The 17,464-nt window shown below is 60.8% G+C and carries 16 protein-coding genes and 1 pseudogene; 13 read left to right on the top strand and 4 right to left on the bottom strand.

Annotation, left to right across the window (positions count from 1 at the left end; all coding sequences use genetic code 11):
• A pseudogene (locus Q0562_RS13750) lies at positions 1 to 238 on the top strand (transposase); the annotation flags it as partial.
• A gap of 132 nt (positions 239 to 370) precedes the next feature.
• Here the strand turns inward: Q0562_RS13750 and fur are convergent.
• The 3 genes from fur to ftsY form a co-directional block, all read right to left on the bottom strand.
• Entirely contained in the window at positions 371 to 790 is a 420-nt protein-coding gene (gene fur, locus Q0562_RS04465; protein ID WP_298641722.1) for a ferric iron uptake transcriptional regulator, read from the bottom strand.
• Positions 791 to 931: 141 nt separating this feature from the next.
• Complete coding sequence (gene rpoH, locus Q0562_RS04460; RefSeq protein WP_298641719.1) at positions 932 to 1,795, bottom strand: RNA polymerase sigma factor RpoH; 864 nt, start codon at positions 1,793 to 1,795, stop codon at positions 932 to 934.
• A 51-nt stretch (positions 1,796 to 1,846) separates the two neighbouring features.
• A complete protein-coding gene (ftsY, locus tag Q0562_RS04455) occupies positions 1,847 to 3,178 on the bottom strand; it encodes a signal recognition particle-docking protein FtsY (protein WP_298641716.1) in 1,332 nt (443 codons plus the stop codon).
• Between the two features lie 171 nt (positions 3,179 to 3,349).
• Here ftsY and Q0562_RS04450 point away from each other — a divergent pair, with 171 nt between their 5' ends.
• The 12 genes from Q0562_RS04450 (at position 3,350) to prfH (ending at position 16,908) form a co-directional block, all read left to right on the top strand.
• Positions 3,350 to 3,775 carry a DUF423 domain-containing protein gene (locus Q0562_RS04450; protein WP_298641713.1) on the top strand — a complete coding sequence of 142 codons (426 nt, stop codon included), beginning with the start codon at positions 3,350 to 3,352 and terminating at the stop codon, positions 3,773 to 3,775.
• Positions 3,772 to 4,479, top strand: a complete 708-nt coding sequence (gene cobB / locus Q0562_RS04445; protein ID WP_298641712.1) for a Sir2 family NAD+-dependent deacetylase — start codon at positions 3,772 to 3,774, stop codon at positions 4,477 to 4,479. The genes Q0562_RS04450 and cobB overlap by 4 nt, the downstream gene beginning before the upstream one ends.
• A gap of 36 nt (positions 4,480 to 4,515) precedes the next feature.
• Positions 4,516 to 6,657 (top strand): carboxy terminal-processing peptidase, encoded by a 2,142-nt coding sequence (locus Q0562_RS04440; protein ID WP_298641708.1) that lies wholly within the window; start codon positions 4,516 to 4,518, stop codon positions 6,655 to 6,657.
• Positions 6,658 to 6,685: 28 nt separating this feature from the next.
• Positions 6,686 to 8,677 (top strand): transketolase, encoded by a 1,992-nt coding sequence (gene tkt, locus Q0562_RS04435; protein ID WP_298641705.1) that lies wholly within the window; start codon positions 6,686 to 6,688, stop codon positions 8,675 to 8,677.
• 28 nt (positions 8,678 to 8,705) lie between these two features.
• The gene (locus tag Q0562_RS04430; RefSeq protein ID WP_298641702.1) at positions 8,706 to 9,872 is read left to right on the top strand and encodes a phosphoglycerate kinase; all 1,167 of its coding nucleotides are present in this window, start codon (positions 8,706 to 8,708) and stop codon (positions 9,870 to 9,872) included.
• A gap of 84 nt (positions 9,873 to 9,956) precedes the next feature.
• On the top strand, positions 9,957 to 10,280 hold the full coding sequence (locus Q0562_RS04425; RefSeq protein ID WP_298641699.1) for a hypothetical protein: 324 nt from the start codon (positions 9,957 to 9,959) through the stop codon (positions 10,278 to 10,280).
• 12 nt (positions 10,281 to 10,292) lie between these two features.
• Complete coding sequence (locus Q0562_RS04420) at positions 10,293 to 11,318, top strand: Gfo/Idh/MocA family oxidoreductase (protein ID WP_298641697.1); 1,026 nt, start codon at positions 10,293 to 10,295, stop codon at positions 11,316 to 11,318.
• Between the two features lie 3 nt (positions 11,319 to 11,321).
• Positions 11,322 to 11,978, top strand: a complete 657-nt coding sequence (locus Q0562_RS04415) for a DNA alkylation repair protein (RefSeq protein WP_298641694.1) — start codon at positions 11,322 to 11,324, stop codon at positions 11,976 to 11,978.
• A gap of 97 nt (positions 11,979 to 12,075) precedes the next feature.
• A complete protein-coding gene (locus Q0562_RS04410) occupies positions 12,076 to 13,197 on the top strand; it encodes an MBL fold metallo-hydrolase (protein WP_298641691.1) in 1,122 nt (373 codons plus the stop codon).
• A 123-nt stretch (positions 13,198 to 13,320) separates the two neighbouring features.
• A complete protein-coding gene (locus tag Q0562_RS04405; RefSeq protein ID WP_298641688.1) occupies positions 13,321 to 15,180 on the top strand; it encodes a DUF945 family protein in 1,860 nt (619 codons plus the stop codon).
• A 141-nt stretch (positions 15,181 to 15,321) separates the two neighbouring features.
• Positions 15,322 to 15,936, top strand: coding sequence for a hypothetical protein (locus Q0562_RS04400; protein ID WP_298641685.1), 615 nt, complete (start codon positions 15,322 to 15,324; stop codon positions 15,934 to 15,936).
• Positions 15,937 to 16,221: 285 nt separating this feature from the next.
• Complete coding sequence (prfH, locus tag Q0562_RS04395; protein WP_298641683.1) at positions 16,222 to 16,908, top strand: peptide chain release factor H; 687 nt, start codon at positions 16,222 to 16,224, stop codon at positions 16,906 to 16,908.
• Between the two features lie 95 nt (positions 16,909 to 17,003).
• Here prfH and Q0562_RS04390 read toward each other — a convergent pair whose 3' ends face one another.
• Positions 17,004 to 17,438, bottom strand: a complete 435-nt coding sequence (locus tag Q0562_RS04390) for a CopD family protein (protein ID WP_298641681.1) — start codon at positions 17,436 to 17,438, stop codon at positions 17,004 to 17,006.
• Between the last annotated feature and the right edge of the window lie 26 nt (positions 17,439 to 17,464).

The following is a 17,464-nucleotide window of genomic DNA, read 5'->3' as shown; positions in this document are numbered from 1 at the left end:
TACCTGAGTTAACTGAAAAATCTGTCATTATTATGGATAATGCGGCATTTCACAGAATAAATCTCTTACAAGAGATGGCAAAGAATCATGGTCATGCAGTATTGCCTTTACCACCATATTCACCGGATCTTATCCCTATAGAGAAAGTTTGGGTGAATCTAAAAAATACGTGAGAAAATTTATATCCAAATACAGCACTTTTGAGGAAATATTGTTGTCCTATTATTATCTTAATTAACTATAACTATAACGTGTTGTCCAGAACACAGAAGCTTTTTTATGCATTTTTCTCCATGCCTGTTCGTAAAAAACGCTTCCTTGCGGAAGCGTTTTGTTGAATTAATCCTGGCTCATTCATTCGATTTTACGACTATTTGGCGAGTGCTTCGTCGTAAACGCCGTAGAGGATGAGACTGTGATCTTCGAGTTCGTAGCCGTATTCGCGGGCGACTTCTTTGAGGCGTTCGGCGATGGCTTTGTCATAAAATTCAACTACTTTGCCGGTTTTGACACAGATGAGATGGTTGTGGTGATCGCCGTTGTCAATTTCGAAGACGCTGTGGTTGCCCTCGAAGTTGTGCCGTTTGAGGATGCCCGCCTGTTCGAATTGGGTGAGGACGCGGTATACGGTGGCAAGACCGATGTCTTCGTCCGCTTTGAGCAAGATTTTGTACACGTCTTCCGCGCTGAGGTGGCGGTCATTATCCGTGGTTTCGCGCTCCATGATTTCGAGGATTTTCATGCGCGGCCCGGTGACTTTCAGCCCGGCTTTTTTGATTTGGGAACTCATGTCGTTTTCGTCTCCGTGTGTCGTTGTTGCGTTCATTATTGGGTTTGCCTGTCGGCGCACTCTGCCGGTTGATGATTGGGTTTTGTTGTTTTTCTGCGGATAGTGGTATCGGGGAAGTGGTTATTCCACCTTCCCGTATTTTCAGGCTTCAATGTGACTACGCAGTTGATGCATGGCCTGTTGTTCGATTTGCCGGATGCGTTCCGCCGAGACGTTGTACTGGTCGGCAAGGGTTTGCAGGGTCGCTTTGTTGTCTTCATTCAGCCAGCGTGCCTGGACGATGGCACGACTGCGTGCATCCAGTGCTTGCAGCCCTTTGGCGAGTTTACGCTGCATCAGGTTGTCGTGTTCGGCGTTTTCTGCGCTTTCTGCCGGGTCGACACTGCTGTCCGCCAGCCATTGCGAGGGGCTGAAATGGTCATTGTCTTCGTCATCATCGCCGAGCTCGAAGGCGATGTCCTGACCATGGATGCGGCTTTCCATTTCGAAAACGTCTTTGGTGCTGACGTTGAGTTCATCAGCAATCACGCGCGCTTCTTCTTCGTTCAGCCAGCCGATATTTTTTTTCATGCTGCGCAGGTTGAAGAAGAGTTTGCGCTGCGCTTTGGTGGTGGCGATTTTGACCATGCGCCAGTTGCGGATGACGTATTCGTGGATTTCACTTTTGATCCAGTGTACGGCGAAGGAGACGAGGCGCACACCGCGTTGCGGCTCGAAGCGTTTGACGGCTTTCATCAGGCCGATGTTGCCTTCCTGGATAAGGTCGCCCAGCGGCAGGCCGTAGCCGGTGAAACCACGCGCGATGTGGACGACGAATTTGAGATGGTGGACGATGAGGGTTTGTGCGGCGTTGATGTCGTTGGTCTCTTGCAGGGCGATAGCAAGGCGGCGTTCTTCGTCGGCATCCAGCGCCGGGATTTGCCGTACTTTGGCGATGTATTGGTCGATGTCGGTGCTGGGGGTTAACCAGTTTTGGTGGCTGAGGGTTAGTGCTGTTGTCGTCATTATGTTAAGGCTCCTATGTTTGATTTTTCTGTTTGTTTACGCGTTTATGTTTTATTCTGTATATAGTAGCGCGCGCACAAATTCTTTTGCATTAAAGGGTTGTAAGTCTTCGGGCTGTTCGCCAACGCCGATGTAGCGGATGGGGATACCCAGTTTTTCGCTGATGGCAAAGAGAATGCCGCCTTTGGCGGTGCCATCGAGCTTGGTGACGGTAATGCTATCGAGTTGCACGGCTTTGTGGAATTGTTCGGCCTGGCGCAGTGCGTTCTGCCCGTTGCCGGCGTCGATGATGAGCATGGTTTCGTGCGGGGCGGCGGGATTGAGTTTACCGATGACGCGCTTGATTTTTTGCAGTTCGGCCATGAGGTGGTCCTGGGTATGCAGGCGGCCTGCGGTATCAATAATAAGGACATCGATGCCGCGCGCGGTGGCGGATTGCAGGGCGTCGTAAGCAACGGATGCGGCGTCGGCACCGGGGCTTTGGGCGATGACGGGAACGTCGTGACGCGCACCCCAGGTTTGCAGTTGTTCGACAGCGGCGGCGCGGAAGGTGTCACCGGCGGCAAGCATGACTTTTTTGTCTTCTTGCCGGAAGTGACGCGCCAGTTTGCCGATGGTGGTGGTTTTGCCTGCGCCGTTGATACCGGTCATGAGGATGACATAGGGTTTAGCGGTTGTGGTATCCAGCGGTTGGGCGTAGGGGGCAAGCAGTTGTTGCATATGGTCGCATACGGCTGCTTTGACGGCTTCCACATCTTTGAGTTCTTTGCGGTCGATTTGTCGGGTGACGGTGTCAATGATGTTGGTGGTGACTTCGATGCCGACGTCGGCCGTGAGCAATTGGGCTTCGAGATCGTCAATGAGGTCTTGGTCAAGTGTTTTTTTGCCGAGAAACAGGTTGGCAAAACCGTGGCGGGTTTTGGCAAGTCCCCGGCGGATGCGGGCGAAATAACCGCTTTCGTTTTTGGGTTTGATTTGTGGTTGAGGTATGTCGTCGTTTTCGGTAGCGACGTTCTCGTCCACTTCATCTGCGGCAAGCGGTATGGTTGTCCCGCCTGGTGCGATTTCGGCAGTAGCGATTTCAATGTTTTCATCTGCCGCAAGCGGCGTGGTTGCCCCGCCTGGCGCGATTTCGGCAATAGCGGTTTCAATGTTTTCGTCTGTCGCAAGCGGCGTGGTTTTCCCATCTGCCGTGGTTTCAACGGCGACAGTTGCGGATGATGCCGCGTTGGCGGCAGATTCCGCTGTTACTTCGCTTGGGGCATCGGTAGCGGAGGGTTCTTCATGATGGGGGGCGATTGTCTGTTCGACAGGGGCGGTGGCTTTTTCTTGTTCTTGTGCGGCGGTAGTTTTGTTGCGTTTTTTGAACCAGTTGAAGACCATGTGGGTGTAGTTCCGTAAGGTTGGGCGGGATAGCGGCGCGGTGTTTTTGTGTGCGGCGAAATGTCTTGTCGGCGGGCGGTGGTAATATGTGTGTCCGCACCCGTCAAAGCGGCGGGATTATAGCAGTGATTTGTTTCCCGGCGGCGGTTTTCCGCTATATATTGAGGTCTTATGGTCAAGCAGTCGCATAATCATCCCCCACCCGCAGCGGCGTATCCGCACAGCCGCACGGCACGTCTGTTTTTGCTTGTCGCCGCATTGAGCGGGTTCTTGTGGGTCTCGCTCGGCGCTATCGCCGGGCATGATGTGTTCGGCGGGTTGCACGCCGTTTATTTTGACAAGGCGCACCGTTATCAGATCGTGCACACGCTGGCGTTGATGCTGCTGGCGACGTTGCCGCTGCGGCTTTCGCTGCCATTTTGCCGTGCCGCCGGGCTGTGCTGGCTGCTGGGTTTGTGCTGTTTTTGCGGCAGTCTGTATGTGATGGCATTTTTGGGTACGGAAGAGGTGCGCTATCTGGTGCCAGTCGGCGGAGTGGCGTTTTTGGTGGGCTGGGCGATGCTGTTTATCGCCGCTTGTGCGGGGGAAAAGTCATGACGGAAAAGCGTATTGTGGTGTTGACCGGGGCGGGGATTTCCGCCGAGTCCGGAATTGCGACGTTCCGCGCCAGCGATGGTTTGTGGGAGAACCACCGCGTGGAAGATGTCGCCACGCCGGAAGGGTTCGCGCGCAATCCCAAACTGGTGCAGGATTTTTACAACGCCCGTCGCGCCCGTCTGCATGATGCCGATGTGCAGCCGAATGCCGCCCATATCGCCCTTGCCCGCCTGCAACAGGCACTGCCCGGCAGGGTGACGCTGATTACGCAGAATGTGGACGACCTGCACGAACGCGGCGGCGCGACGGAAGTGCTGCATATGCACGGCAGCCTGCTCAGTGTGCGGTGCCTGTATTGCGACAGTGTGCAAGATAACTGGCACGACGACTGCACCACAGAAACAGTCTGCCCAATCTGCAAACGCGCACACGGCATGCGGCCCGACATCGTCTGGTTCGGCGAAATGCCGTATTACATGACGACCATCGAACATCGTCTTGCCCACTGTACCCACTTTGCCGCCATCGGCACATCGGGACAGGTCTATCCGGCTGCGGGCTTCGTCGCCCTCGCCCGGCAGGCAGGTGCAAAGACCTATGAAATCAATCTCGAACCCGGCCACGGTGCCAGTCTTTTCCACCATATTTGCAGCGGCAAGGCCTCGGTCGAAGTCCCGCGCTGGGTGGAAAGCATGTTAAACTAACGCAGTTTTACTATCTCGCTCAAACACGAAACTTTTATGATGAAACGACTACCCGTCATCTTCTTTGCCCTCCTGCTTTCCGCCTGTGTGCACAGCAACGCGGGCCAAACCACCACCGATACCGTCCCCGACTACGCCCCGGAGCCGCTGATTATCAGCAACGAACACAAAAAAGCCTTCCGTCTCGGCACCAACCTGCTGGTCAACCACCACTACCGCAAGCAGAAACTCTCCGCCATTGCCGGCGACATCCACCTCGATTACCTGCAAGCGCTCGACCCGTCGCACATCTATTTCCTGCAAAGCGACATCGACGAATTCAAGCATTACGGCGACGCGCTGCTGCAAGCCAACAAAGGCGACCTCAGCGCGCTGCTGGCCATCTACCAGCGTTACAGCGAGCGGGCGAACGCGCTCAACCGCTGGTCGCTGGAACGCCTGTCCCGCCCGTTCGACCTCGGCGGCGACAGCACCATCACCTATCCCGAAGCCAAAAGCGGCAAAAAGCAACCGTGGCCGGCCGACGTCGCCGTCGCCCGGGCCGAACAGGAAAAACGCATCGAAGACCAGCTTATCCGCCTGCGCGTATCCGGCAAAAGCGAAGAAAAAGCGCTGAAACTGCTGCGCAGCCGCTACACCGGCGCCCTGCGCCGCCTCAACCAAATCAGCATGAACGACGTCTTCGATATCTACATGAACGTCGTCAGCAACCGCTTCGACCCGCACAGCAACTACCTTTCGCCGCGCACCAACGAAGACTTCAACATCAACATGCGCCTCTCGCTCGAAGGCATCGGTGCCATCCTCTCCCTGGAAGAAGACCGCGTCACCATCCGCGAACTCGTGCCGGGCGGCCCCGCCTACAAAAGCGGCAAACTCAGCGTCAAGGACGAAATCATCGGCATCGCCCAGGGGCATGACGGTGAAATCGTGGATGTCACCGGCTGGCGGCTCGATAAAGTTGTCGATCTCATCCGGGGCAAAAAAGGCACCCTCGTGCGTCTGTTGATCGACCCTGCGAACGCCGCCAAAGGCGTGCGCGAAATCACCCTCGAACGCGACGAAGTTAAACTCGAAGAACAGGCCGCACAATCCACCATCGAAGAAATCAGCGAAGACGGCATCACCCGCCGCATCGGCGTCATCAAACTGCCGTCCTTTTACATGGATTTTGAGGGTGCGCAACAAGAAAAAAGCGACTACCGCAGCACCTCGCGCGACGTTGAGCGCCTGCTCAAAGAATTCCGCGACGCCAAAGTGGACGGCGTCGTCGTTGACCTGCGCGGCAACGGCGGCGGTTCGCTCTACGAAGCGGTGAAAACCGTCGGCCTCTTCATCGACAAAGGCCCCGTCGTCATCGTCTCCGACGCCAAAGGCGGCGTGCGCAGCGAAAGCGACGATGAAGCCGGCACCGCTTACGACGGCCCGCTCGCCGTCCTCATTGACCGCTACGCCGCCTCCGCTTCGGAAATCTTTGCCGCCGCCATCCAGGATTACGGACGCGGTCTCATCATCGGCAGCAACAGCTTCGGCAAAGGCACCGTGCAAACGATGGTCAACCTCAACGACTTCGTCGTCAACAACACTCCCAACCTCGGCGCGATGAAATTCACCATCTCCATGTTCCACCGCGTCAACGGCAGCAGCACCCAATTCCGGGGCGTCTCGCCCGACATTCAGCTCCCCGCCCTCTTCGCGGCGGACGAAGTCGGCGAACAGGCGGAAGAATACGCCCTGCCGTGGAAATCCATCACCGCCGTCAAAATCAAACCCGCAGGCAAAATCGCCGACAGCACCCTCGCCACCCTGCGCCAACTGCACGAAACCCGTATGCTGGGCAAGCCCGAACTGCGCCGCTACCAGGAATACATCGACAAAGTCCTCGAAAAGAACCGCCAGAAAACTTGGCCGCTCAACCTCGCCGCCCGCGAAAGCGAACACAGCGGCTGGAAAAAATACCAGGACGACTACGAAGCGGCGCAGCGCAAAGACATCCCGCTGCTCAATGCCGACAAAAAAGCGCAAAAAGAAATCGAAGAACGCAACGCCGCCGTGGAAGACGAAGATGAAAAAGAAAACTTCGTTCCCGATGTTGCCCTGTTTGAGACCCTGCACATCTTCTTCGACTACCTGCAACTCCTGACCCCGCAACAAAACGCCGTTGCAGACGCCGCCTGACCCGTTCCCATCACAACCGGAGCCCCGCATGACCCCCATCCAGACCTTCGCCGCCTCCATCCGCATCCTCAGCATGGATGCCGTGCAAAAAGCCAATTCGGGACATCCGGGTGCCCCGATGGGCATGGCCGACATGGCCGCCGTCCTCTGGCGCGAGCACCTGCGCGTCAACCCCGCCGACACCCAATGGTACAACCGCGACCGCTTCATCCTCTCGAACGGTCACGCCTCCATGCTGCAATACTCCCTCCTGCACCTCACTGGTTTCGACCTCTCGCTGGATGACATCAAAAACTTCCGCCAACTGCACAGCAAAACCCCCGGCCACCCCGAATATCGCGACACTCCCGGCGTCGAAATCACCACCGGTCCGCTCGGCCAGGGCATCGCCGCCGCCGTCGGCATGGCCATCGCCGAACGCCACCTTGCCGCCCGCTACAACCGCGACAACCTGCCGCTCATCGACCACTACACCTACGTCTTCCTCGGCGACGGCTGCCTGATGGAAGGCGTCTCCGCCGAAGCAAGCTCGCTCGCCGGCACCCTCGGCCTCGGTAAACTCATCTGCCTCTACGACAGCAACGGCATTTCCATCGACGGCGAAATCGCGCCGTGGTTTGGTGAAGACGTTGCCGCGCGCTACGAAGCCTACGGCTGGCACGTCATCCGCGACATTGACGGCCACGACACCGACGCCATCAACACCGCCATCAACACCGCCAAAGCCGAAACCGGCAAACCCTCGCTCATCATCTGCCACACCAAGATCGGCTACGGCTCGCCGAACCTTGCCGGCACCGAAAAAACCCACGGTGCCCCGCTCGGCAAAGAAGAAATCGCGCTGACCAAAAAAGCGCTCGGCCTGCCCGAAGGCGACTTCGAACTGCCCGAAGGCGCCTATCAGGCGGCCAGCCTGCGCGAAAAAGGCGCCAGACTGCAAGACGCCTGGGAACATATCTGGCAACAATACCAGGACCAATACCCGGCCGAAGCCCAGGAATTCGCCCGCGTCATGAGCGGCAAACTGCCGGAAAACCTTGACCGCACCATCGACAACGCCCTCGCCCAATACAACGAAGCGGGCGGCAGCACCGCCACGCGCAAAGCCTCCGAAAACGCCATCAACCTCCTCCTGCCGCACCTGCCCGAACTCATCGGCGGCTCGGCCGACCTCACCGGCAGCAACCTCACCTGGAGCAAAGCCGCCTCCAAAAGCATTACCCCCGGCGACTTCAGCGGCAACTACATCCACTACGGCGTGCGCGAATTCGCGATGAGCACCATCATGAACGGCCTCGCCCTGCACGGCGGCCTGCGCGCCTACGGCGGCACCTTCCTCGTCTTCTCCGACTACATGCGCAACGGCATGCGCCTCTCCGCGCTGATGAAACTGCCCGTCACCTACGTCCTCACTCACGACTCCATCGGCCTCGGCGAAGACGGCCCGACGCACCAGCCCGTCGAACATATCGCCTCGTTGCGCCTCATCCCCAACCTCAACGTCTGGCGCCCCTGCGACCAGCAGGAAACCCTCGTCGCCTGGCGCAGCGCCCTGAACCCGAGCACCCCAACCGTCCTCGCCCTCAGCCGCCAGGGGTTGCCCGAGCAAAAACGCGACGAAGCCACCCGCAAAGCCATCGCCAAAGGCGGTTACATCCTCGAAGCGGACGGGAAAAACCCCGACCTCAACCTCGTCGCCACCGGTTCCGAAGTCGCGCTCATCACCGCCGCCGCCGCCAGACTGCGCGAAGAAGGCCTGCGCGTGCAAGTCGTCTCCATGCCCTGCCTCGACCTCTACCAGCAGCAGGATGCCGCCTACCGCGCCGCCGTCCTGCCCAAAGGCGTGCCGACCGTCGTCGTCGAAGCGGGCGTTACCCTGCCGTGGCGCGGCATCAGCGGCGACCGCGGCACCGTCATCGGCATCGACACCTTCGGTGCCTCCGCCCCGGCAGGCGAACTCTTCCCGCTTTACGGCCTGACCGTGGACAACATCATCGCCCAAAGCAAAGCCCTGCTCTGAACACCCACAACCCCGAGAGGAAACAACCATGCGCAAACTCAGCGAAATCGACGTCAACGGCAAACGCGTCCTGATGCGGCTCGACCTCAACGTCCCGCTCAAAGACGGCAAAATCACCAGCGACGCCCGCATCCAGGCCGCGCTGCCGACCATCCGCTACGCCCTTGACCACGGTGCCGCCGTGATGATCATGGCGCACCTCGGCCGCCCCACCGAAGGCGAATACGACGAAGCCTTCTCGCTCGCCCCCGTCGCCGCCTACCTCGGCAAACTGCTCGGCAAAAACGTGCCGCTCGTCAAGGACTACCTCGACAAAGCGCCGCAAGTCGCCGCCGGGGACATCGTCATGCTGGAAAACTGCCGCTTCAACAAAGGCGAAAAGAAAAACGACCCGGCGCTCGCCGAAAAATATGCCGCCCTGTGCGACGTTTTCGTCAGCGACGGCTTCGGCGTCGTGCACCGCGCCCAGGCCTCCACCTACGGCGTCGCCGAAAAAGCCAAAGTCGCCGTTGCCGGCCTGCTCATCCAGCAAGAAGTCGAAGCGCTGGAAAAAATCGTCAAAAACCCCGCTCGCCCGCTGCTCGCCATCGTCGGCGGCTCCAAAGTCTCCACCAAACTGCTGGTCTTGCAATCGCTGCTCGAAAAAGTGGACACCCTCATCCCCGGCGGCGGCATCGCCAACACCTTCCTCGCCGCCGAAGGCATCAATGTCGGTGCCTCCCTTTACGAACCCGATCTGCTCAACGACGCCAAAGCCATGCTGGACAAAGCGCGCGATCGCGGTGTCAACATCCCGCTGCCGGTGGATGTCGTCGTTGCCACCGAATTCTCGGCGGACGCCAAAGCGACCGTCAAAAACGTCGAAGATGTTGCCGACAACGAAATGATCCTGGACATCGGCCCGAAAACCGCCGAAAACTACGCGCGCATCATCGCCGAAATGAAAACCGTCGTCTGGAACGGCCCGGTCGGCGTCTTCGAAATGGCGCCGTTTGCCGCAGGCACCAAAGCACTGTCAGAAGCCATCGCTGCCTGCCCCGGCTTCACCTTCGCCGGCGGCGGTGACACCATCGCGGCCATCGGCCAGTTCGGCATCGAAGACAAAGTGGACTACATCTCCACCGGTGGCGGTTCCATGCTCGAATACCTCGAAGGCAAAAAACTGCCCGGACTGGACATCCTCGGCGCCTACTAAAGCGCGCCTCTCAGCAAAAACCGCAGCGGGTCTGCGGTTTTTTATTAAACCTTCCGCTCTCCCCCACACTACGAGGACAACACCATGCAAAAAATCCTGCTCACTGCCCTGTTCGCCGCCAGCATCAGCGCGGTTGCCGCGCCCGTTAACAGCGAAGATGCCGCTTTCGCCGCCGCCCTCGCCGCGCTGGAAAAGCACCAGCTGACCTCGCTGAAAACCGAGTGCCTGGCCTTTGAAGCCGCAGAAGAAAGCGGTAACTACCAAATTGATGTCCGCGAAAAGCATGACGCCACCTGCGGCGGCGACCCGAACACCGCGCCGCGCCTCTTTACCCTGACAGTCGCCAAAGCCGACGGCAAAGTCAGCGTCGATGATCCGGTCAGCGGTGAAACCCGCGTACTTGAATAAGGAGACATAACCATGCAAAAAATCCGCGTCGGCATCATCGGCCTCAGCGCCAACGGCGGCTGGGGCGCAATGTCGCACTATCCCGCTCTGCGCGCCCTGCCGGAATACTTCACCCTGAACGGTCTCGCAGCGGGCAGCCCAGCCAGCGCTGCTGCCGCCGCCGCAAAATACGGTGTGCCTTATCACACTGCCAGTGCGGCGGCACTGGCGGCGCGCGATGACATTGACCTGCTCGTCGTCGCCGTCAACCTGCCGCAGCACCGTGCCCTGCTGGAAAGCATCATCCCCAGCGGCAAAGCCATCTACTGCGAATGGCCACTCGGTACCGATCCTGCGCAATCCCAGGCGTTGACCGACCTCGCCGACCGCTACCATTGCCGCACCTTCATCGGCCTGCAAGCGGTGCATTCGCCCTATGTCCGCCGCCTGAAAGCCATCCTTGATGACGCGGCAAGCGGCACAATGCGCAGTTGCACCATTCTCGGCGGCGACCCGTCGCGGGCGCGGCAAACCGTCTCGCGCTACCGCTACGCACAGGCGCAGGAAAACGGCGTCAACACCCTCACCATCCCCTTCGCCCACCTGCTCGCCGCCCTGCGCTACCTCTTCGGCGAGCTGACGCACATGGCGGCACTCACCCGCTGCGTCTTCCCGCAGGTTTATCTCGCAGACACCGGCGAAACCATCCCGCGCACCACCACCGATAACGTCCTGTTCAGCGGGCAAACCGCTGACGGCGGGCTGATTAACGCCATCTACTCCGGTGCCCTCAGCGGCCTGCGCATGGACATCGAATGCGACAACTGCCGCATCAGCGCGACGGGCAACAGCGGCCACATCCAGTACGAACCGCTGACCATCACCGTGACGCGCGGCGGACGGACGGACACCTTCAACCCGGTCACGGCGGCAGCGGACAACCTGATTGACACCTACCGCGCCGTTCATGCCGACCTGAGCACGGGCAGCCACAGCGTGCCCGGCTTCGCCGATGCCGTCGCCCATCAGCGTCTGCTGTGGCAACTGGCGGGGAACTGAACCATGGACGCCCCGGCCATCCTTGCCGCCCTGCGCGCCGTTGCCGTACCTGAGAAAGCGGCAGAAATGGCCGCCTACATGAAAAACCGCTTCACCTTCCTCGGCATCGCCACCCCCGTGCGGCGCAGTCTGGGCAAGCCGTACCTCCGCGCGGACAAGGGCCGGGCGGTGGACTGGGCGTTTATCGACACCTGCTGGGCCAGTCCCTACCGCGAAATGCACTACATCGCGACGAACTACCTGCACGGCAAACAGGCGCAGCTCACGGCGGCAGACCTCTCCCGCCTGCAAGCCCTCATCAGCCGCAACGCCTGGTGGGACAGCGTGGACGCCTTCATCCGCCCGCTCGGCGACATCCTGCGCCGCTGCCCAGAAGCGCGGACGACCTTCGAAGCCATGAGCCGCGCCGACGACCACTGGCTGCGCCGCGCCGCCATCACCGCCCAACTGCCCGCCAAAGACGCCACCGACACCGCCCTGCTCGCAACCGTCATCAACAACAACCTCAACCGGCACGAATTCTTCATCAACAAAGCCATCGGCTGGGCGCTGCGCCAATACAGCAAAACCGACGCCGCCTGGGTGCGGCACTACATCGCCGCACACCGGTACGGCCTGAGTACACTCAGCATCCGCGAAGCGAGCAAATACCTGGATTGAAGCCGCCCCTGCACCTCTCCTGCGCGAAGCTCTTGGTCTGCCCACATCAACCTGCCGCTCCGACCGGCGATTGCTGCCCTTTGCCAACAGAATCCTCATGAACCTCCTGTTCCTCGCCCTGAAAACCCTGAAATGGCTCCTCATCCTCACCGTGCTGCTGACGCTTACCGTCACCGCCTATATCCATTTCCACCCAACCTTCGGCGGCAAACCGGATACGACCAGTCTCGCCAAAATCCGGGCTTCCGAACACTACAACGGCACCTCCTTCCAAAACCTCGAACCGACCGAGCTCATCACGCCGGACGGCAAAAACCACTCCACCCTCGACTGGCTGCGCGGCTACTTCAACCCGCCCGCAGGCAAAAACCCCGCCGCGCCGCTGCCGAGCGAGCCGCTGCGAGCGGACACGCTGCAAGACGGCCGCCTCGCCTGGTTCGGCCACTCCACCGTGCTCTTCCAGATGGCGGGCAAGCGCCTCATCACCGACCCCGTGTTCTACCGTGCCACACCGCTGCCCTTCGGCGGCGCACCCTTCCCGCAGACCCATCCGACCCTGCCCGCCGACCTGCCGCCGCTCGATGCCGTGCTCCTTTCGCATGACCACTACGACCATCTCGACTACCGCGCCATCCGTGAGCTTGACCCCAAAGTCGGGCATTACTACGTCCCGCTCGGCGTCAAGGCGCACCTGCAACGCTGGGGCGTCGCCGATAACAAAATCACCGAGCTGGACTGGTACGAAGAAGCCGCGCTGGGCGACATCCGCCTGACCCTCACCCCCGCGCGCCATTTCAGCGGGCGCAACTTCACCAACCGCAACAGCACCCTGTGGGGCTCATGGGTGGTGCAATCGCCCGCCTGCCGCCTCTTCTATAACGGCGACAGCGGCTACGGCGCGCACTTCGCCGCCATCGGCGAACGCTTCGGGCCGTTTGACATCGTGCTGATGGAAAACGGCGCCTACAACAGCCAATGGGCGGACATCCATATGCAGCCGGAACAATCCGTGCAGGCGGCGCTGGATGTGGGCGCGAAAACCGTGCTGCCGGTACACTGGGCGAAATACGACCTTTCCGGCCACACCTGGCGCGAGCCCATCGAGCGCTTCAGCAAGGCGGCAGCAGCCACCCCGCTTATTGTGGCGACGCCCTACCCCGGCGAAGTCTTCGACTACCGCGAGCCGCCGCAGCGGACGTGGTGGCAGGAAGTGCCGTGATGCCCCGCCCCACCGCCTTGTCCCAATCCTGTCTGCAACGACCCTAACCGAAACATATATAAAGAAAAACAGCGCAACGGTTATAATCGCGCAGAATTTCACCCCCAACCACAGGAAAACACGATGAAAAAAAGCCAACTGGCGCTTGCCGTCCTCACCGCCGCCGCGCTGCTTGCCGCCTGCGACGATCAGAAAAAACCGGCGGAAAAAGGCAGCACCACCGAACAGACCCAAACGGGCGGGGAAAAAGCCGCCGCCGCGCCCGCCGCACAACAGGCCGCCGCAGTCGAAGCCCGCTACAAGGCAGATGTTGCGCTCGCCGGTGCCGTGTACGAAAAAATATACGCCAGCGGCCCGAATGCCAACCTCTTCCGCAAATACGCATACAGCGTCAGCGACTATCAGGGCGGCGAAGCGGGCGCGACGGCCAAAACGAGCCTCACACTGGACCTCAACCCGCAGGTCTATGGCGACAGCATCCGGCCCGTCACCCTGCATTTCACCGACACCATCACCTACAACCAGGCGCTGCTGGACAAAGGCATCGTCGCCCATGTCGAACACAAACTCGACAACCCGGAAGACGTCAAGGTCTTTGTCGATAACTTTAGCGCCATGACCGATAAAGCGGCAGACGGGGAAGATACGGCGGAAGAAACACCGCCTGCCGCAGAACAACCGGCCGAAGCAGCGACAACTGGCGCGGCAGACGCGGAAAAACCGGCCGAGGCGGCAACCACCGCCGCAGCAGACGCGGGAAAACCGGCCGAAGCAGACGCGGAAAAACCGGCCGAAGCGGCGGCGGACGACACGAAAGCGGCGGACAAGAACGCCGCCGTTGCCGACGGCCTCGGCACCGTCCTCGACCACCTGCACATGCACACCGACCTGCTCACCGACGACAACGCCGTGGCCACCGCGACCATCAGCCCGTTCCAGCATCAAAACGGCGACGACAGCATCGACTTCAAGGGGCTTGCCTACAACATCCGCTACAACAGCAAAACCCTGACCGACGGTGTCCTCGACATCGACTTCGCCCTTGAACCGCTGACCATCACCGATGCCGACAAGGCAGACGGCAACACCTCGACCGTCAGCATCGCGGCCGTCAAAGGCGGCTGGGGCATCAAGGAAGACGGCACCTTCCACCTCAAAATCGATCCCATCAAGACCGAGACCACCGGTGCCGACGGCATGAGCACCTTCGAACTGGCGGGCATCGAAGGCAAAGGCGAAGGCCTGAAATTCGACAGCGCCATCGGTGGCTACCTCGGCAGCGTCAATGTCGATGCCACCGGCATCCGCGTCACCCACAACACCGACACCATCAACCTCGGCGACTTCAACTTCAAGACGGACAGCAAAAAAACCGCCGCCGGCAACTACGACATGACCGGCACCTTCCTCTTCAAACTCGACGGCGCCTCCCTGAAACAGGCGATTCCGGCGCTGCCGGTCGAGCCGCAGAGCCTGCGCATCCACGTCGGCCTGAGCGAACTCTCCGCTGCCGCCAACACCGCCCTGGGCGAAGGCCTGCAACTGCTCAATCCGCATCTCGCGGCAGGCAAAACCGACTTACCGCCGGAAACCCGCGAAAAATTCAAAACCGCGATCGGCGAAATCGTCAAAAACAAAACCCGTTTCGATACCGGGCTCGAAGCGCAAACCGACAGCGGCAAGGCACTGCTGACCGCCTCCGTCGGCATCCGCAGCGACAGCCCGGTTACGGCGGAAGAATGGCAGCAGGCGATTGATAACGCGCAGGAAAACCCGCTGCCCCTGCAAACGCTCCTGAAAAACAATCTCGACCTGAACGCCGAATTCCGCGTCAGCAAAACGCTGGTGGACAAACTCGGTTTCAGCGAAATGGTCGAACAGCAGGGCGCCATGTTCGTCACCCTCGAAGGTGACGAATACCGCGCCAAAATCGAAAGCAAAGAGGGCCAAATCCTGTTGAACGGCAACCCCCTGCCCCACTGAGCCTCCGACCTGTACAGAAAGCCCCGCCCCGGCGGGGCTTTCGGATATAGTCAAATATCTAAAAAACCGTAACGGTGTTGCGCCGCCTTGCCCCATTCCTATGTGACCCTATCCGCCAACCAACCCCAACGGAGCCTTCCCATGAACGAAACCCTCCCCGCCTTCTTTGCCGCCGCCCCGACCCAGCGCGTGCGCGACCCGCTGGCCGCCTTCCTCGGCGCCGCCAAAGACGGCATCCTCGAATACCACTACGCCGACGCGGTGCGCCTCGCCGGGCATTCCTGCCCGACCGTCGCCGGTGCCTACCTGCTTACCCGGCGCGGCCTGCGCGCCCTCTATGGTGACGACCTGCCCGAACGCGGTGGCATTGCCGTGCAGATGCGCGACAGCCGCGACGCAGGCACCACCGGCGTCATCGCCACCGTCGCCACCCTGCTCACCGGCGCGGCAGCGGAAACCGGCTTCGGCGGCATCGGCCCCGCCGCCCGTTTCGCCCGCCGCGACCTGCTTGCCTACGACGCCCCCATCCGTGGCCTGATGCGGCTGCGCCGCCTCGATAACGGTGCCGCCGTCGAGCTCGAACTCAACGCTGCGGTCGTCCCCTTTCCCGCAGAAATGCAAAGCCTGATGCCGAAAGCGGTCAGCGGGCGGGCGACGCCGGACGAACTCGCCCGCTTCGGCGAACTGTGGCAAAGCCGCGTGCGCGCCATGCTGCTCGACCATGCCGACGACCCCGGACTGCTGCGCATCCTCTGAGCGGGACGCGCGGGATTTGCGCCTGTTGCAGCAATGCCACAAACCCTTGCCCGCCCGCCCCAGCCTCCCTATAATCCGCACCCGTTTCCCATCCATCCAACCGCAAGGAGGTCCCCATGACGTGCACCATCACGACCAGCACCACCCCTTGCAATCACAACGCCTGAGCGGCTTCCCTTCCTTTTCTCCCGCCCGCCTGTGATTGCGTCCTTTATCTGAATACCGATTCCGGAAAACAAGCCGGGGAGGCGCGCCAGCGCCCCCGAATGATTTGCCGGAATTGGCATGACCATCACAGGATTCCCTATGGGCAACCACACCCCCGTGGTCATCATTGCCGACCACAAAACCACCCCCGAAGGCAGCGCCATCCAGCAACTCCAACGCACTGCCGCCCTTGACTACATTGACGCCGCCGCCCTCGCCCTCGAACGTCTGCAAGAAGAAGCCGCCGCGCACGGCATCCGTGTGGCGGTCAGCGACGAACGCCGCACAGCGCACGGCATCCGCTCCGCCGTCATCACCCTGGGCGGCGACGGCACAGCGGCCTTCGCCGCGCGCTGGCAGGGCACCCTCTGCTGGATTTGGCACAGCCGCCTCCGCCCGAAACACCCGCGCAAAAACTGGTACATCGGCATCTACCCGCTGGCAGACGCCGCCCCGGTCGCGCGCGGCGACATCCGCATCCAAAGCTGCAAGGCGGGCGGCAAAGGCGGCCAACACGTCAACAAAACCCGCAGCGCGGTGTGGGCGACGGACAGCGTGAGCGGCCTGCGCGTCAAAGTGCAGGCCGAGCGCTCGCAGCACGCCAACCGTCGTCTCGCCCGGCAACTGCTTGACGCCCGCCACGCCGCGCTGGCGGCGGAACGGGAAGCGGCCGCGCAATACGCGCAGCACTGCCGCCATTTCCACATCGAGCGCGGCAACCCGCTGCGCACGTTTATCGGCGACGACTTCCGCGAACGCGGCTGAGTACCGCCGCAAAACCATAGCGGCTACCGTCTCCCCCCGCGCCGTGCACGCCTCCGTTCACCGGCGCGGCGGGGACCGGTGCCATAACGACCCGCTCAAAACGGCTTCAGACTGGCGAGCAGCACGATGCCGATCAGCGCCAGGCTCGGCACCTCGTTGAAATAGCGGTAAAACACATGACTGCGGCGGTTCTTTCCGGCAGCGAAGGCGCGGTTCATTCGCCCGCAGACGATTTGATAGACGACCAGCCCCGCCACCAGCAGCAGCTTCGCGTGCAGCCAGCCCTGCCCTTTCAGAAAGGCCCAGCCGCCCGCCCACAAGAGCAGGCCGCCGAAGAGCAGCGTCATCCCCATGCCGATATGCCCCATGATGTAGAGCTTGCGTTCCATCACGCAGAAGCGCCGCATCGAGGCATCATCCCCCTCCGCCTGCGCCAGCGCGTGATACACAAAAAGGCGCGGCAGATAAAACAGCTCCGCGAACCAGCACACCGCGCCGATGATATGCAGCGCCTTCCAGGTCAAATACATAAAAGCCTCATGAATGATTGTGAAGG

The sequence above is a fragment of the uncultured Cardiobacterium sp. genome (assembly GCF_938028825.1).
Lineage (GTDB): Bacteria > Pseudomonadota > Gammaproteobacteria > Cardiobacteriales > Cardiobacteriaceae > Cardiobacterium.
This window is presented reverse-complemented; position numbering and strand designations above follow the sequence as displayed.